Raw genomic sequence first — 19,023 nt, 5'->3', positions numbered from 1 at the left:
TATGAAACGACTATTAACCTTTTTATTCCTGCTAGTGGGCTTTGTGCTAACGTCGGTGACGACAATGGCGCAAACGGCGTTTATGAACGCGCCCGACAGTATCTGCGCAGGAAGCTATGCCACCATGAACGGCCTGATATGGGGCAACGACATGACCGTGGACCACATGGACTGGAGCATATCACCGGCATTGGCTGCCAGTGATTATGAGATACTGTTCTCCAATCCTACCACCAATGCGGATCCCCTGCTAGGTCAAAAGCCGGACGCCTATCCAGGTGTGACTGCCATGACCATCCGGCTCAATAAAGTGGGGTCCTACACCTTCACGGTCAAAATCTATAGCCCCACCGGCAAGATGAGACAATACTCCAGAACTATTAAGGTGAAGGATTGTAGTATCACTTCCTGTGTGGGTACAATTAGTACCATGGCCGGGTTCAAGGAAGACTTCGGAACTTTCAATGCCGGAGATCCCCCCCGGGAGAATGCCATTATTAAAGCACTGGGCACGACCGTATCTTACCGCTATGGCGGTGGGACAAGTACACCTAACATCGGTGATGACTACTATGTTGAATGGTACCATACCCAAGCCAAACCGGAATGGGTGAAGGCATATGATCATACCGGTAACGGTAACCCACCTAAAACATATGGTGGTATGCTCGTTGCCAACTCTTCCATCAATAAAAAAGCATTTTATCAAAGAACGATTAATAACCTTTGCCCAGGCTCCGTATATAATTTCTCGGCCTGGTTTATGAACGTTAACGGAATTGAGGTATTCAACAGTACCTGTGCAAGAGCCTCCGATGCCCCCCAGGGTTATCGCTACGCCGGTGTGACATTCATCCTCTCGGATCCATCAACAGGAGCACAACTGGCCCGCTTCAACACCAACGATGTGTCTATGAATCTGGCCAACCCCGAGTGGCAACAATATGGTGGTAGTTTTAAAATACCCCCTAATCAAACTTCTGTAAGACTTACCGTTCAAAATAACAACTTGGGAGGTTGTGGTAACGATATCGCGATTGATGATATCGAATTTACCTATTGCAGCCCTGACCTTTTTGCTTATGTAGATGGCCTGAAAGATGAAAAAAGAATTGAAGACCAGATTTGCGGTGGTGCACCCTTAAACCTCACCGCCTACCTGGAACCCGATACTTATTTTGCCAACCCCGTTTACCAATGGCAGATCAGTACTGATAATGTTACATGGACTGATATGGTGGATGGCACCATGAATGGCGGTACGGTAACCGGTACTCAAACAAAAATATTGCAATTTGGCGCTGGCTATCTTCGGGGAGACCCTCTGGTCCCAATAACCTATTATTTCAGAGTAGGTATTACTGAAAAAGACAACGTAAAATTAGGGAACTGCGCCGCACCTTCCCGACCGGTGAAAATCACCATTCTACCGCAACCACAGATTACGGTAACCGGTAATGAAATATGTAATGGCCAGAATGCCCACCTGGAAGTACAGGGGGGCTATACGACTTATCTCTGGAAAGTAGTTCCGCCTGTACCGGGTACTATACTGGATGTCAGCCCAACAGTCACTACCACTTATGAAGTAGTAGGTACAAAAACCTACGGTAATAATAAGGTCTGTCGTGACAGTAACCACGCTGTGATTACGGTATACCAGAAACCTATCGTAAATGTTAAACTGCTGACACCTCCAAGCATCTGTGAAGGCGAAATTGCCAAACTGGAAATCCAGCCGGAGAACAGCGTATACGACATCACATGGAATTACAATGGAACACTCATCCCTGGTGAGAAGAATACTTCCCTCACGCATACCCCTACCAAGGTAACCAACCTCAGTGCCGTACCTCCCGTAAGGAACATTTATACGGTTACGGTCACGAATGGAAAGTGCGTACTATCTGATCAGGCAGAGGTGATTGTCAACTCCATGCCTAAACCGAATGCCAATGCGGATATCAAGCAGTGCGAAACCTCTACGTTCCAGCTCAATGGCAGCCAGCCACTGGCTGACCAGACCGGTGTATGGAGCTTCGCAAACAATGATAACCAGGGCGCTACCCTTAATAATCCTACCGCTTACAATGCTACTGTTACCAGTCTGGGTATCGGTAAATCTGTAGCGATGGTGTGGACCATCACCAATAAGAATCTGTCTAAATGCTCCGCCAGTGATACAGTATTACTGATCAACCTGCCGAAGCCACAATCCAATGCCACTGTTGACATTACTCAATGTAACAACAAGGCGTTCCCGATCAGTGGTGTTCAACCAGGTCAGTATGAAACAGGTCAATGGACAGGACCTGCTGGTGTTACATTCACAGATGCCACTGCTTATAATACAACAGCTACCCTGACTGGTGCTGCTACTACCCAGGATGTCACAGTTACCTGGACACTCAGCAATGGCAAATGTGCGGATGCCCTCTCCAAAGTAAACCTGCACCTGCGCCCTGCGCCGAAGGTAACCGCGACTGCTGCTGCTGTCTGCCAGACCGCTAGTCAGTTTACGATTACTTTCAGTGGCTTAACTGGTACCGTTACCAAATACACGGTAAAACCCGGAGTGACCAGTGCACTTCCTGGTTTTGCTAATGTTACTGGTACCTGGCCTTCTACCGGCACTACTATTAATGTGCCACTGCCAGCAGGCAGTGCTTCCGGTACCTATAATTTTATTCTGACAGTACAGAATGACGACAACCTGGGATGTACCTATGACGCGCCATTCACACTGAAACTGGATCAAAACCCGGATGCTACCATCAGCGGACCTGCAGATATCTGTCTGGGTACCACCATCACCCTGAGCGTTGATGCGTCCAACAGTGGTTATACCAAAAAATGGACGATCAACGGAGCTGTGCAGGCAGGTAGCACGCAAACACTTACACACAAACCAACTGCAGCCGGTACTTATACCTACGGTGTTACCATCACCAATGGTACCTGTGTTGTTACCACCACAAAAGATGTAGTGGTAAGAGCAGTGCCTGCTCCTAATCCTGGTACAGCCAGCCCTCAGTGTGATAATGGTAACTTCACCCTGAATGCACCCACACTGCCCATTGATCAGGAAGGTGAATGGACTATTTCCGGTGCTGCCAATGGCGCACAGATTACAGATTCACACAATCCGCAAACAACTGTAACAGGTTTAAATGCCGGAACATCCGTTACACTTATCTGGACTGTACGTAATAAATATAATAACACATGTCAGGCAAGTGCCAATATCACCTTAACTAATACCAAACCACTCTCCGATAGCAAAGCGGGTAATCCGATCGTACAATGTGGTAATAAAGTGTTCCAGCTCAATGCCAACGCTCCTGCTACCGGTGAAACCGGTAAATGGACCGGCCCTGCTGGCGTTACATTCGACAACGCTTCATTACCAAATGCCAAAGCAACCTTAAGCGGTACAGCCCCTCAGACTGTAACACTTACCTGGACTATCAGCAACGGCGTATGTACAGATAAAAAATCAACGGTAGATTTAACACTCAATAACGCTCCTACTGTAACAGTAGCTGCTGTGAACCCGGTATGTAACAGCAACGGTTCCTTTAACCTGGTGCTGTCCAACCCTACCGGAAACATCACTAAATATTCTATCACAGCTGCCGCTCCAAACAAGCTGCCTGCCTTCACTGACATCATCGATGCAGCATGGACCGGCGCTGGTACTATCCCGGTTAGCTTCCCTGCTACCACTCCTGCCGGTACATACAATTTTGTACTGACTATACAGGATGGTAACAACGTAGGTTGCGTAGCTACTTATCCGTTCTCTGTGAAGATTGATGGTAAACCAACTGTGACAATCACTGCGAATCCGGCAGAAGTCTGCGAAGGCACGGCTACTACCCTCAGCATTGATAACAGCAATTCTGGTTACACCATTAAATGGACACTCGACGGTACAGCCATTCCTGCTGCTGACAATAAAGTATCCTTCACCCACACGCCGCCTACTGTTGGTAACAACGTGTACGCAGTAACCGTAACAAACGGTGCTTGTACCGTAACTGACAACACAACGGTAGTGGTAAGGTCTATGCCTACAGCAACTGTACCTCAACCGGTAATCAAACAGTGTGATAACAGCTCCTTCAATATCATTGCCAGCCAGCCGCTGAGCGATCAGACTGGTAAATGGAGCTTCAGTGGCGCTGCCTTCGGTGCTACTATCACTGATCCAAACAACTACTCCACTTCCGTAACCAATGTGCCTGCGGGTAAATCCGTTACACTGGTATGGACCGTGACCAACAACTTCAAAGCTTCCTGCGTCGCTACTGCACAGGTTGTACTGACTAATACAGAAGCACTCACCGTAAGCAATGCCGGTACTGATATCACCCAGTGCGGTATTAATAAATTCCAGCTTGGTGCCAATGCACCAAAAGCTACCGAAACAGGTAAATGGACTGGCCCTGCAGGCGTTACATTCGACAACGCTTCATTACCAAATGCCATCGCCACTGTATCCGGTGCTGCACCACAAACAGTTACAGTTACCTGGACGATCAGCAATGGAGTTTGTACAGATAGCAAATCTTCCATCAAGCTGATTCTCAATAACGCTCCTACTGTAACAGTAGCTGCTGTGAACCCGGTATGTAACAGCAACGGTTCTTTCAACCTGGTGCTGTCCAACCCTACCGGAAACATCACTAAATATTCTATCACAGCTGCCGCTCCAAACAAGCTGCCTGCCTTCACTGACATCATCGATGCAGCATGGACCGGCGCTGGTACTATCCCGGTTAGCTTCCCTGCTACCACTCCTGCCGGTACATACAACTTTGTACTGACTATACAGGATGGTAACAATGCTGGTTGCGTGGCTACCTATCCGTTCTCTGTGAAGATTGATGGTAAACCAACTGTGACAATCACTGCGAATCCGGCAGAAGTCTGCGAAGGCACGGCTACTACCCTCAGCATTGATAACAGCAACACTGGTTACACCATTAAATGGACACTCGACGGTACTGCCATCCCAACTGCGGACAACAAAGTATCCTTCGCCCACACGCCGCCTACTGTTGGTAACAACGTATACGCAGTAACCGTAACAAACGGTGCTTGTACCGTAACTGACAACACTACGGTAGTGGTAAGGTCTATGCCGAAAGCAACTGTACCTCAACCGGTAATCAAACAGTGTGATAACAGCTCCTTCAACATCATTGCCAACCAGCCGCTGACCGATCAAACCGGTAAATGGAGCTTTAGTGGTACTGACTTCGGTGCTACTATCACTGATCCAAACAACTACTCTACTTCCGTAACCAATGTACCTGCGGGTAAATCCGTTACACTGGTATGGACCGTGACCAACAACTTCAAAGCTTCCTGCGTCGCTACTACACAGGTTATCCTGACTAATACTGAAGCGCTCACAGTAAGCAATGCCGGTACTGATATCACCCAGTGCGGTATTAATAAATTCCAGCTCGGTGCCAATGCGCCAAAAGCTACCGAAACAGGTAAATGGACTGGCCCTGCAGGCGTTACATTCGACAACGCTTCATTACCAAATGCCATCGCCACTGTATCCGGTGCTGCACCACAAACAGTTACAGTTACCTGGACGATCAGCAATGGAGTTTGTACAGATAGCAAATCTTCCATCAAGCTGATTCTGAATAACGCTCCTACTGTAACAGTAGCTGCTGTGAACCCGGTATGTAACAGCAACGGTTCTTTCGACCTGGTACTGTCCAACCCTACCGGTAACATCACTAAATACTCTATCAAAGCGGCTGCCACTAGCGCTCTGCCTGCCTTCACTGACATCATCGATGCAGCATGGACCGGCGCTGGTACTATCCCGGTTAGCTTCCCTGCTACCACTCCTGCCGGTACATACAATTTTGTACTGACTATACAGGATGGTAACAACGCAGGTTGTGTGGCTACCTATCCGTTCTCTGTGAAGATTGATGGTAAACCAACTGTGACAATCACTGCGAATCCGGCAGAAGTCTGCGAAGGCACGGCTACTACCCTCAGCATTGATAACAGCAACGCTGGTTACACCATTAAATGGACACTGGGCGGTACAGCCATTCCTGCTGCTGACAACAAAGTATCCTTCACCCACACGCCGCCTACTGTTGGTAACAACGTATACGCAGTAACCGTAACAAACGGTGCTTGTACCGTAACTGACAACACTACGGTAGTGGTAAGGTCTATGCCTACCGCAACTGTACCTCAACCGGTAATCAAACAGTGTGATAACAGCTCCTTCAATATCATTGCCAACCAGCCGCTGAGCGATCAGACTGGTAAATGGAGCTTCAGTGGCGCTGCCTTCGGTGCTACTATCACTGATCCAAACAACTACTCCACTTCCGTAACCAATGTGCCTGCGGGTAAATCCGTTACACTGGTATGGACTGTGACTAACAACTTCAAAGCTTCCTGCGTCGCTACTGCACAGGTTGTACTGACTAATACAGAAGCACTCACCGTAAGCAATGCCGGTACTGATATCACCCAGTGCGGTATTAATAAATTCCAGCTTGGTGCCAATGCACCAAAAGCTACCGAAACAGGTAAATGGACTGGTCCTGCAGGCGTTACATTCGACAACGCTTCATTACCAAATGCCATCGCCACTGTATCCGGTGCTGCACCACAAACAGTTACAGTTACCTGGACCATCAGCAATGGAGTTTGTACAGATAGCAAATCTTCCATCAAGCTGATTCTCAATAACGCTCCTACTGTAACAGTAGCTGCTGTAAACCCGGTATGTAACAGCAACGGTTCTTTCGACCTGGTACTGTCCAACCCTACTGGTAACATCACTAAATACTCTGTCAAAGCAGCTGCCACCAGCGCTCTGCCTGCCTTCACTGACATCATCGATGCAGCATGGACCGGCGCTGGCACTATCCCGGTTAGCTTCCCTGTTACTACTCCTGCCGGTACATACAATTTTGTACTGACTATCCAGGATGGCAACAATGCTGGTTGCGTGGCTACCTATCCGTTCTCTGTGAAGATTGATGGTAAACCAACTGTGAAAATCACTGCTAACCCGGCAGAAGTCTGCGAAGGCACGGCTACTACCCTCAGCATTGATAACAGCAATTCTGGTTACACCATTAAATGGACACTCGACGGTACTGCCCTCCCAACTGCGGACAACAAAGTATCCTTCACCCACACTCCTGTTAAAGTTGGTGACAACGTATACGAAGTGACCGTGACAAACGGTTCTTGTACTGTAACCGACAAAACAACGGTAGTGGTAAGATCTATGCCTACAGCCACTGTACCTCAACCAGAGATCAAGCAGTGCGATAACGGCAAATTTGATCTGGTTGCCAACCAGCCGCTGAACGATCAGACCGGCAAATGGAGCTTCAGTGGTGCTGACTTCGGTGCCTCTATCACTAATCCGAACAACTACTCCACTTCCGTTACCAATGTGCCTGCGGGTAAATCCGTTACACTGGTATGGACCGTGACCAACAACTTCAAAGCTTCCTGCGTCGCTACTACACAGGTTATCCTGACTAATACTGAAGCGCTCACAGTAAGCAATGCCGGTACTGATATCACCCAGTGCGGTATTAATAAATTCCAACTTGGTGCCAATGCACCAAAAGCTACCGAAACAGGTAAATGGACTGGTCCTGCAGGCGTTACATTCGACAACGCTTCATTACCAAATGCCATCGCCACTGTATCCGGTGCTGCACCACAAACAGTTACAGTTACCTGGACGATCAGCAATGGAGTTTGTACAGATAGCAAATCTTCCATCAAGCTGATTCTCAATAACGCTCCTACTGTAACAGTAGCTGCTGTAAACCCGGTATGTAACAGCAACGGTTCTTTCGACCTGGTACTGTCCAACCCTACTGGTAACATCACTAAATACTCTGTCAAAGCAGCTGCCACCAGCGCTCTGCCTGCCTTCACTGACATCATCGATGCAGCATGGACCGGCGCTGGCACTATCCCGGTTAGCTTCCCTGTTACTACTCCTGCCGGTACATACAATTTTGTACTGACTATCCAGGATGGCAACAATGCTGGTTGCGTGGCTACCTATCCGTTCTCTGTGAAGATTGATGGTAAACCAACTGTGAAAATCACTGCTAACCCGGCAGAAGTCTGCGAAGGCACGGCTACTACCCTCAGCATTGATAACAGCAATTCTGGTTACACCATTAAATGGACACTGGATGGTACTGCCCTCCCAACTGCGGACAACAAAGTATCCTTCACCCACACTCCTGTTAAAGTTGGTGACAACGTGTATGAAGTGACCGTGACAAACGGTTCTTGTACTGTAACCGACAAAACAACGGTGGTAGTAAGATCTATGCCTACAGCCACTGTACCTCAACCAGAGATCAAACAGTGCGATAACGGCAAATTTGATCTGGTTGCCAACCAGCCGCTGAACGATCAGACTGGCAAATGGAGCTTCAGTGGCGCTGCCTTCGGTGCTACTATCACTGATCCAAACAACTACTCCACTTCCGTAACCAATGTACCTGCGGGTAAATCCGTTACACTGGTATGGACCGTGACCAACAACTTCAAAGCTTCCTGCGTCGCTACTACACAGGTTATCCTGACTAATACAGAAGCACTCACAGTAAGCAATGCCGGTACTGATATCACCCAGTGCGGTATTAATAAATTCCAGCTTGGTGCCAATGCACCAAAAGCTACCGAAACAGGTAAATGGACTGGTCCTGCAGGCGTTACATTCGACAACGCTTCATTACCAAATGCCATCGCCACTGTATCCGGTGCTGCACCACAAACAGTTACAGTTACCTGGACCATCAGCAATGGAGTTTGTACAGATAGCAAATCTTCCATCAAGCTGATTCTCAATAACGCTCCTACTGTAACAGTAGCTGCTGTGAACCCGGTATGTAACAGCAACGGTTCTTTCGACCTGGTACTGTCCAACCCTACCGGTAACATCACTAAATACTCTGTCAAAGTAGCTGCCACCAGCGCTCTGCCTGCCTTCACTGACATCATCGATGCAGCATGGACCGGCGCTGGCACTATCCCGGTTAGCTTCCCTGTTACTACTCCTGCCGGTACATACAATTTTGTACTGACTATCCAGGATGGCAACAATGCTGGTTGTGTGGCTACTTATCCATTCTCTGTGAAGATTGATGGTAAACCAACTGTGAAAATCACTGCTAACCCGGCAGAAGTCTGCGAAGGCACGGCTACTACCCTCAGCATTGATAACAGCAATTCTGGTTACACCATTAAATGGACACTGGACGGTACTGCCCTGCCAGCTGCGGACAACAAAGTATCCTTCACCCACACTCCTGTTAAAGTTGGTGACAACGTGTATGAAGTGACCGTGACAAACGGTTCTTGTACTGTAACCGACAAAACAACGGTAGTGGTAAGGTCTATGCCTACAGCCACTGTACCTCAACCAGAGATCAAGCAGTGCGATAACGGCAAGTTTGATCTGGTTGCCAACCAGCCGCTGAACGATCAGACTGGCAAATGGAGCTTCAGTGGTGCTGACTTCGGTGCTACTATCACTGATCCGAACAACTACTCCACTTCCGTAACCAATGTGCCTGCGGGTAAATCCGTTACACTGGTATGGACTGTGACTAACAACTTCAAAGCTTCCTGCGTCGCTACTACACAGGTTATCCTGACTAATACAGAAGCACTCACAGTAAGCAATGCCGGTACTGATATCACCCAGTGCGGTATTAATAAATTCCAGCTCAGTGCCAATGCACCAAAAGCTACCGAAACAGGTAAATGGACTGGTCCTGCAGGCGTTACATTCGACAACGCTTCATTACCAAATGCCATCGCCACTGTATCCGGTGCTGCGCCACAAACAGTTACAGTTACCTGGACGATCAGCAATGGAGTTTGTACAGATAGCAAATCTTCCATCAAGCTGATTCTCAATAACGCTCCTACTGTAACAGTAGCTGCTGTAAACCCGGTATGTAACAGCAATGGTTCTTTCAACCTGGTGCTGTCCAACCCTACCGGTAACATCACTAAATACTCTATCAAAGCGGCGGCTACCAGTGCTCTGCCTTCCTTCACTGACATCATCGATGCAGCATGGAATGGCGCTGGCACTATCCCGGTTAGCTTCCCTGCTACCACTCCTGCCGGTACATACAACTTTGTACTGACTATCCAGGACGGTAACAATGCTGGTTGTGTGGCTACTTATCCATTCTCTGTGAAGATTGATGGTAAACCAACTGTGAAAATCACTGCTAACCCGGCGGAAATCTGCGAAGGCGCTTCCACCACCCTCAGCATTGATAACAGCAACGCTGGTTACATCATTAAATGGACACTGGACGGTACTGCCCTCCCAACTGCGGACAACAAAGTATCCTTCACCCACACTCCTGTTAAAGTTGGTGACAACGTGTATGAAGTGACCGTGACAAACGGTTCTTGTACTGTAACCGACAAAACAACGGTAGTGGTAAGATCTATGCCTACAGCCACTGTACCTCAACCAGAGATCAAGCAGTGCGATAACGGCAAGTTTGATCTGGTTGCCAACCAGCCGCTGAACGATCAGACTGGCAAATGGAGCTTCAGTGGTGCTGACTTCGGTGCCTCTATCACTAATCCGAACAACTACTCCACTTCCGTTACCAATGTACCTGCGGGTAAATCCGTTACACTGGTATGGACCGTGACCAACAACTTCAAAGCTTCCTGCGTCGCTACTACACAGGTTATCCTGACTAATACAGAAGCACTCACAGTAAGCAATGCTGGTACCGACATTACCCAGTGCGGTAACAACAAGTTCCAGCTCCACGCCAACAAACCTAAAGCTACCGAACAAGGTAAGTGGACCGGTACCGGCGTAACTTTCGATAACGATACTAACCCGGATGCCATCGCTACGCTCACCAGCACAGCTACTCCACAAACGGTAACTGTGACCTGGACTATCAGCAACGGCGTGTGCACCGACAGCAAATCGTCTATCAAACTGATTCTGAATGATGCTCCTACTGTAACAGTAGCTGCTGTGAACCCGGTATGTAACAGCAACGGTTCTTTCAACCTGGTGCTGTCCAACCCTACCGGAAACATCACTAAATACTCTATCAAAGCGGCGGCTACCAGTGCTCTGCCTTCCTTCACAGACATCATCGATGCAGTATGGAATGGCGCCGGCACTATCCCGGTTAGCTTCCCTGCTACCACTCCTGCCGGTACATACAACTTTGTACTGACTATTCAGGATGGTAACAATGCTGGTTGTGTGGCTACTTATCCGTTCTCTGTGAAAGTACAGGTACCATCTACACCTCCTACCGGTATCACTGTAAATGCAGCTGAAATCTGTGATAAAGGAGATGTGGTACTGACCATCAACGGTGGCAGTCTCGGTACAGATGAGAATGGTAATACCAATGCAACCTGGAAATGGTATATCAATGGCTGCCCTGGTACTGCAGGCAGCACACCGGTAACACCGGATGCTGTAAGTGCGGATGGCAGAACAGCTACTTTCAAAAATGTAGCTACTACCACTACCTGGTATGTACATGCAGAAAGTACTGGTGCTTGCGGTAACACTACCTGCGCATCAGCTACTGTAAAAGTCTACGAACTGCCGGCTAAAGCCGACGCAGGCCAAGACAAAACCTACTGTAATGTCACTACAGACCTCAAGCTGACTGGTAATGATCCGGCTGCAGCTGGTGCTACCGGTCTGTGGACCAGCAACAATCCGAAAGCAATCATCCGTAAACCAAATCAACCGGTTACTGATGTATACCTGCCAGTAGGTGAAACTGCTACCTTCACCTGGACTATTACCAACGGTAATTGCGCCATGACCAGTGATGATGTGGTGCTGACCAACTACGAAACTCCTGATGTGGCTCAGGCAGGCAAAGACCAGGAACACTGTAATGATGAAAACTTCACACTGAATGGTAATGCACCTAAACAGTTTGGTGCAACCGGCAAGTGGACAGCTTCTACAATGACCGGTGTGACTATTGCTGACGCCACCAAGGCTAACACTAACGTAACAGTTGCTGCCGGCACTACTGTTACCTTCACCTGGACCATTACCAACGGTACCTGTGCCGCCACCTCCGATGATGTGGTAATCACCAACTACGCTGTAGCTGCTGATGCTAACGCAGGTCCGGACCAGAAGGAATGTAACAAAACAGATAACTTTATCATGAAAGCCAACGCTCCAAGCGTGGCAACTGCTACCGGCATGTGGAAAGACATCAGCCGTGTACCAGGAAGAGCGACCATCCTTAAACCTACCGATCCGTTGACAGCGGTAACTGTACCAGTTGGCGATACGGTAGTACTGGAATGGACTATCACCAACGGTGCATGTCAGTCAACCTCCAGCCGGGTTACCTTAATTAACTACAAAACAGCCGCCAACGCTTCTGCCGGCACTAACCAGGAAAAATGTAACAGTCTCGCCGACTTTGTGATGGAAGCCAATGATCCTGGCTCATCCAGCGCTACCGGCACCTGGACAGATGTCAGCCGCGTACCAGGCAGAGCTACTATTTATGAGCCTCATAATCCGGCTACCAAAGTGAAAGTACCGGTTGGTGACACCGTAGTACTCCAGTGGACTATTACCAATGGAGAATGCGCCAGCACCTCTAGCCAGGTAACACTGATCAACTATGCTAAAGCACTTGATGCCAATGCAGGACCTGATCAGGAAGCTTGTAACCAGCTGACCGACTTCACCCTCGCAGCTGATGCACCAAGTGTACCAAGTGCAACCGGCTTCTGGTCTATCATCAAGGGTAGCGCTGTGATCAGATCTATTAACAGTCCTACTTCCAAAGTAAAACTGAATCCTGGTGACACCGTTACTTTACGCTGGACCATCACTAACGGCGTATGTAGCTCAACATGGGATGACGTAACACTGATCAACTACATGGCACCTGTAGCTGCCAATGCAGGACCTAACCAGGAACACTGCAACGACGCCACCTTCAACATGGACGCCAGCGATCCTGGTGTACCGGGTGCAAAAGGTGTATGGGTAGTAACCAGCAGCAATGCAGCCCTGATCAAAATCAGCAACGTCACCGACAGAAAAACTACGGTTACCGTACCTGCCGGTGAAACAGCCCAGCTGACCTGGGTAGTAAGCAACGGTAAATGTGCTGCTACCAGCAGCAGCGTAACGCTGATCAACCGTATGCCTATCATGGGTAATACTATCCTGGCTGACCAGACCGTATGTACTACTGAAACACCAACGGCTATACGTAGCAATACACTGACCGGCGGTAACGGTACTTACACATACGTATGGCAACAAAGCACTACTGGTGCAGCAGGACCATTCACCACTATCACAGGTGCCAACAGCGATACTTATCAACCTGCTCTGCTCAGCGCAGATATCTGGTACAGAAGGATCGTTACTTCAGGCGCTTGTATCAATAACATCAGCAACGTGGTGAAAATTACAGTGGTAAATCAGCCTCCTGTGGCGGTATCTGTTCCACCGGCTATCACTACCGAATGCGTACAGGGTAAAGATTACACTACCCTCTTCGGTAAACCGGTATTCAGCCATGCACCATATGATAATGTATCACTGAACGTAACTTATAACGACGTGACCGTAGTAGTCTCTCCTTGTATTACTACTATCACCCGTACCTGGACTGCTATCGACAGATGCGGATTGAGCGCGAAAGCATCCCAAACGATCACCGTACAGGATACCAAAGCTCCGGTATTCATTACCAATGCTCCTGCCAACATCACTGTTGACTGTGACAAGGTTCCTGCTAAAGTAGACCTGATCGCCAAAGATGATTGCACCGGCAACATCACCATCCAACCGGTAGAAGTTCGTAAAGACATCCCTGGTGCCTGTGGCAACAACTACCAGCTGATCCGTACCTGGACAGCCAAAGATGCCTGCAACACCGGCTTAACACTCACACAGGTGATCACTGTAAAAGACATGACCGCTCCTGTGTTCACCATGCGACCACCAGCAGACGTGACTGTTGATTGCGACAAAGTACCGGCCACTATCAACCTGACCGCTACCGACAACTGTACTCCAGGTGTAATCACTGTTACTTCCAGAGACTCAGTTGTACGCAAATCCACCAGCTGCGCCAGCAACTACACTATCTACCGTAAATGGACCGCGCTGGATGAATGCGGCAACGGCAACACTGTACAGCAGATCATCCTCGTACAGGACACCACCAGACCGGTATTCTCTATGCCTGCGCCTAAAGACACCGTGGTAGATTGTGATAAAGTGCCAGCATGGCCTACCATCACTGCCAAAGACAACTGTACCGGTAACATCCAGGTGTTTACCAGCACCAAAACCCAGAGAACTCCTGGCGCTTGTGCAGGCAACTACGTGGAAATCCGCACCTGGACAGCTACTGACGATTGCGGTAACAAAGCCACCATGCAGCAGACCATCACCGTACAGGATACCTCCAAACCGGTATTCACGGTAGTGCCTCCTGCAGACACCACTGTTAACTGCGACAACATCCCGGCACCTGCTACCAATGTAACAGCAACGGATAATTGCAGCACTATGGGTAATGGCCTCACCGTAACACGCCAGACCATCACCGAATCCATACCGGGCGCATGCGGTAACAACTACCGCATCATCAGGACCTGGATCGCAAAAGATGCTTGTGGCAACACCGCTACCATGAAACAGGTGGTAACTGTAAAAGACACCACCAGACCGGTGATCATGCCTGCTCCTGCAGATGTGACCATCTTCTGCCAGGACAAGATCCCGGCTGCTCCGGTACTCACCGCTACAGACAACTGTGATCCTTCCTTCCCGAAAAAAGCAACTTATAGTGAAGATCCTTATGTAAAAGACATCTGTAAAGGATACACCATCGTAAGAAGATGGACCATCACCGACGCCTGCGGCAATAAAGCCAACGACGTAATACAACGTGTGATCATCATGCCTTGTCCGAAGCCACAGCTGGACGCTACCCTGCCAACCAACTGCTCTGACAATCCAAGAGTAGCATTGCAACCGGTAGGCAACGTGTCTATGCCAACCTTCACCCTCGTAGCAGTAACACCTGCCAACGCGGTACCTGGCCTGCCACTCACACAAAGCAGCAACCAGTTCAACCTGAACGGCGCTACTTCCGCTTCCTTCATCATGACAGATGGCAAAACCGGTTGTTCTTCCGATACAATGACATACCAGCTGAAATACATTCAGAAACCGGTTGTCAACCTCGGTAACGACACCACCATCTGCGGCGGCAACAGCCTCGTACTGGATGCAGGTGCTTCCAACTTCGCCTACACCATCAAATGGTCTACCGGCGCCACCACACAACGGATCAAGGTTACACAGGCCGGTACCTACTGGGTAAGCGTAAGCAACGGTCAGTGCATAACTACCGATACCATTAAAGTGGGCCTGATCCCGACACCACTGGTAACTATCCCTGATACTACCATCTGCCGCGGACAGTCCGTGAAACTCGATGCCTACGTGCAGGGCGCTACTTATCTCTGGAGCACCGGCGCTACTACCTCTTCTATCCTCGTAAGCACACAGGAACAATTCTGGGTGAAAGTGATGAAGAGCGCATGTATCACCATCGACACCGTGAAAGTGAGCGTTAATCCGCCACCAGATATCACACTGAGCCGCGATACGGCTATCTGCCCTGACCAGTCTATCATGCTGACCGTTACTTCCAACGGCGGACGCATCAAATGGCAGACAGGCGAAACCAGCAACTCCATCATCGTCAACAAACCAGGCGGTTATTGGGTAGCAGTAAGCAGAGACAACTGTGTGGTAAGAGATACCGTGAACGTTAGAATGAAACCAGGTATCAATGTAGACCTCGGACCAGACAGGAACATCTGCCCTGACGGCACCATCACCTTCGACGGTACCAACCCGGATGCAGTATCCTACCTCTGGAACGATGGCGACACTAATCCGGTGAAACAGGTATCCAAAGCCGGTAAATACAAACTGGCGGTAATGGACAAATTCTGCCAACGCGTATACCTCGACAGCGTACGGGTAAACATCACCGGCCTGCCGAAAATTAACCTGGGCAATGATACCGTAATGTGTATAGGAGAAACCCTGACACTCCGTGCGGAAGGTGGCGGCATCACCAGCGTACGCTGGGATAATGGCAGCACCTCGCCCACCCTGCAGGTGACCAACGGTGGCACGTATACAGTGACTGTGTTCAATGATTGCGGCAGCGCAACAGACGACATCAGAGTCAACTTTACACAGTGCGAACCAAAACCACAATTCCCGAACGCCTTCTCACCAAATGGCGACGGACGGAATGACTTCTTCAGACCAATTGTACGCGGACCAATGTTTGAATACGAACTGCGGATCTTCAACCGTTGGGGTGAATTAATCTTCGTCTCCTCCGACAGTCATAAAGGATGGGATGGTAAATTCAAAGGATCACCTGTAGACATCGGCACCTACGTATGGTGGCTCACCTACAAGAAAGTAGCCGGCGGTCCTTCCAATGTTATCAAAGGCGAAGTGACCGTGGTAAGATAAAAATGTGTTGACCGAATACTCCTGTTTGCAGAAAGCATAAGGCCTCCGGGCTTTATGCTTTCTGCTTTTATATCCCTTTCATTCTCTTTTTTGTGATTCTTTCCCTATCATTGCCGCTTAATCTTTTTGAGTTGTATGTTTAAGCATTGTGTCAGCATATTAGTATTGACTGCCTGTAGTATTCTTCCGGGGAAAGCACAGTATACCGGTAATCTTGACCTGATCCCGCGACCAGCACATATTACCGCTGGCACTGGATTTTTCAGGATGAATGCCAAAGGATTGATTTTTCCGGGGAAGGATTTCCGGCAGGCCGCTCAGCTCTTACAAAAAATGGGGACCCTGCCTGCTGATGCAAAAGCAGGCCCTCACCAGTCTGCTATCATTTTCAAACGGGTAAACGCCTCTGCCGTTCCACATCCGGATGGATACCGGATCAGCATCACCCCGGCCAGTGTAACTGTCCAGGCCCGTTCAGAAGCAGGCGCTATCAACGCCACCCTGTCCCTGCTCCAGTTAAGCCTGCTGCAGCCCGACCCATCTTTATTGCCCTGTGCCGATATCAGCGACCAGCCACGCTTTGGATACAGAGGTGTTCACCTCGACGTGTCCCGTAACTATTTTCCCGCTGCTTATGTCAAAAGATTTATCGATCTGATGGCATTGTACCGGATGAATACCTTCCACTGGCATCTTACCGATGGCGCGGGCTGGAGACTGGAAATCAAACGTTATCCTGAACTGACCCGCCAGGCCGCCTGGCGCACCCATGGTAACTGGAAAGAATGGTGGAAGAACGGCGACCGTCGCTATTCTCATGAAGGAGACCCTAATGCATACGGAGGTTACTATACACAACAGGAAGCCCGTGACATCGTAGCCTACGCTGCAGCCCGCGGTATTACTGTAATCCCGGAGATTGAAATGCCCGGACATTCTGAAGAAGTGCTGGCCATCTACCCGGAACTCTCCTGCTCCGGCACCCCTTATAAAAACTCGGAATTTTGTCTGGGCAACGATTCCACTTTTGCTTTCCTGCAAAATGTATTGGATGAAGTGATCAGCATCTTCCCTTCAAAATATATCCATATCGGCGGCGACGAAGCTTCCACTAAGGCATGGAAACAATGCCCCAAATGCCAGCAACGCATCCGGACAGAACAACTGAAGGATGAAAAAGAATTGCAGAGTTATGCCATCCGCCGGATGGAAAAATTCCTGATCTCCCGCCACCGCAAACTGCTGGGCTGGGATGAAATACTGGAAGGCGGCCTTGCACCGGAAGCAACAGTGATGTCCTGGCGTGGTGAAAGTGGTGGTATCGCTGCTGCTAAAGAAGGACATGATGTGGTGATGACACCCGGCTCCCATTGTTATTTCGACAGCTATCAGGCCGATCCTGCAACACAGCCGGAAGCCATCAGCGGATATCTTCCGTTGGAAAAGGTATACAGTTATGAACCGGTTCCCCGTGAGCTTAACGCTGCAGCCGCCCAACATGTACTCGGCGCCCAGGCTAATATCTGGACGGAATATATTCCCCATACCAACCATCTGGAGTATATGGTGTATCCCAGGCTGATAGCCCTTTCGGAAGTAGTATGGTCTGACACGCTGCATAAAAACTGGGACAATTTTCAACAACGGTTGCAATCCCATTATCACTTACTCCAACGGTTAAACGTAAATTATTATCGCCCTTCTTATGTGGTTAATATACATCCGGAGATAGATATCACACAACATCAGGCGGCCATCACCTTCAGCTCTGAGCAGTACAAACCAACCATCCGTTATACACTGGATGGGAAAATGCCGGATAAAAATTCTTCCTTGTATACCGGCAGATTTACGGTATCCGGCTCAGCGATCATAACGGCGGCCATTTTCCAGGACACCGTGATGAAAGGCAAACCTACCGTACTGGCTGTGGATGATCATCTGGCACTGGGAAAAAAGGTGATCTACAACCGGCCTTACAATGAAAAGTATGCAGCGCAAAAAGAAGCGACACTAGTAAATGGTTACCGCGGATCATTAACCTATGGAGACGGTCAGTGGCAAGGGTTTCTGGGAGATATGGATGTAACAGTGGACCTGGAGAAAGTAACGTCACTGCGCAGTTTATCCATCAACTTCATGCAACTTACCGGCCCTGGTGTATATATACCGGCTTGGGTAGAAGTGCAACTTTCTGATGATGGTAAAAATTTCCGTACTGTGCAGCAGGTTAACAATGATGTTCCGGTGAGCTTGTCCACACTGACTTTCAAGGACTTTAAGTTTGACCTGAAAGAACAGCAAGCCCGTTATATCAGGGTACATGCCCGCAATGAACAACGGGGATTTATGTTTGCGGATGAGATAATTGTATACTGATAAATTATTTGCAGGAAGACGCT

General features: G+C 48.9%; 2 protein-coding genes. Both read left to right on the top strand.

Going from position 1 to position 19,023, the window contains the following annotated elements:
* The first annotated feature begins 1 nt into the window (after position 1).
* Complete coding sequence (locus KD145_RS01720; protein ID WP_212004200.1) at positions 2-16,621, top strand: gliding motility-associated C-terminal domain-containing protein; 16,620 nt, start codon at positions 2-4, stop codon at positions 16,619-16,621.
* Between the two features lie 135 nt (positions 16,622-16,756).
* Positions 16,757-19,000 (top strand): family 20 glycosylhydrolase, encoded by a 2,244-nt coding sequence (locus KD145_RS01715; protein WP_212004199.1) that lies wholly within the window; start codon positions 16,757-16,759, stop codon positions 18,998-19,000.
* Positions 19,001-19,023 lie beyond the last annotated feature (23 nt).

The organism is Chitinophaga sp. HK235, assembly GCF_018255755.1.
Lineage (GTDB): Bacteria > Bacteroidota > Bacteroidia > Chitinophagales > Chitinophagaceae > Chitinophaga.
The sequence above is the reverse complement of the archived record's forward strand: the minus strand, read 5'-3'. Positions and strand labels throughout refer to the sequence as shown.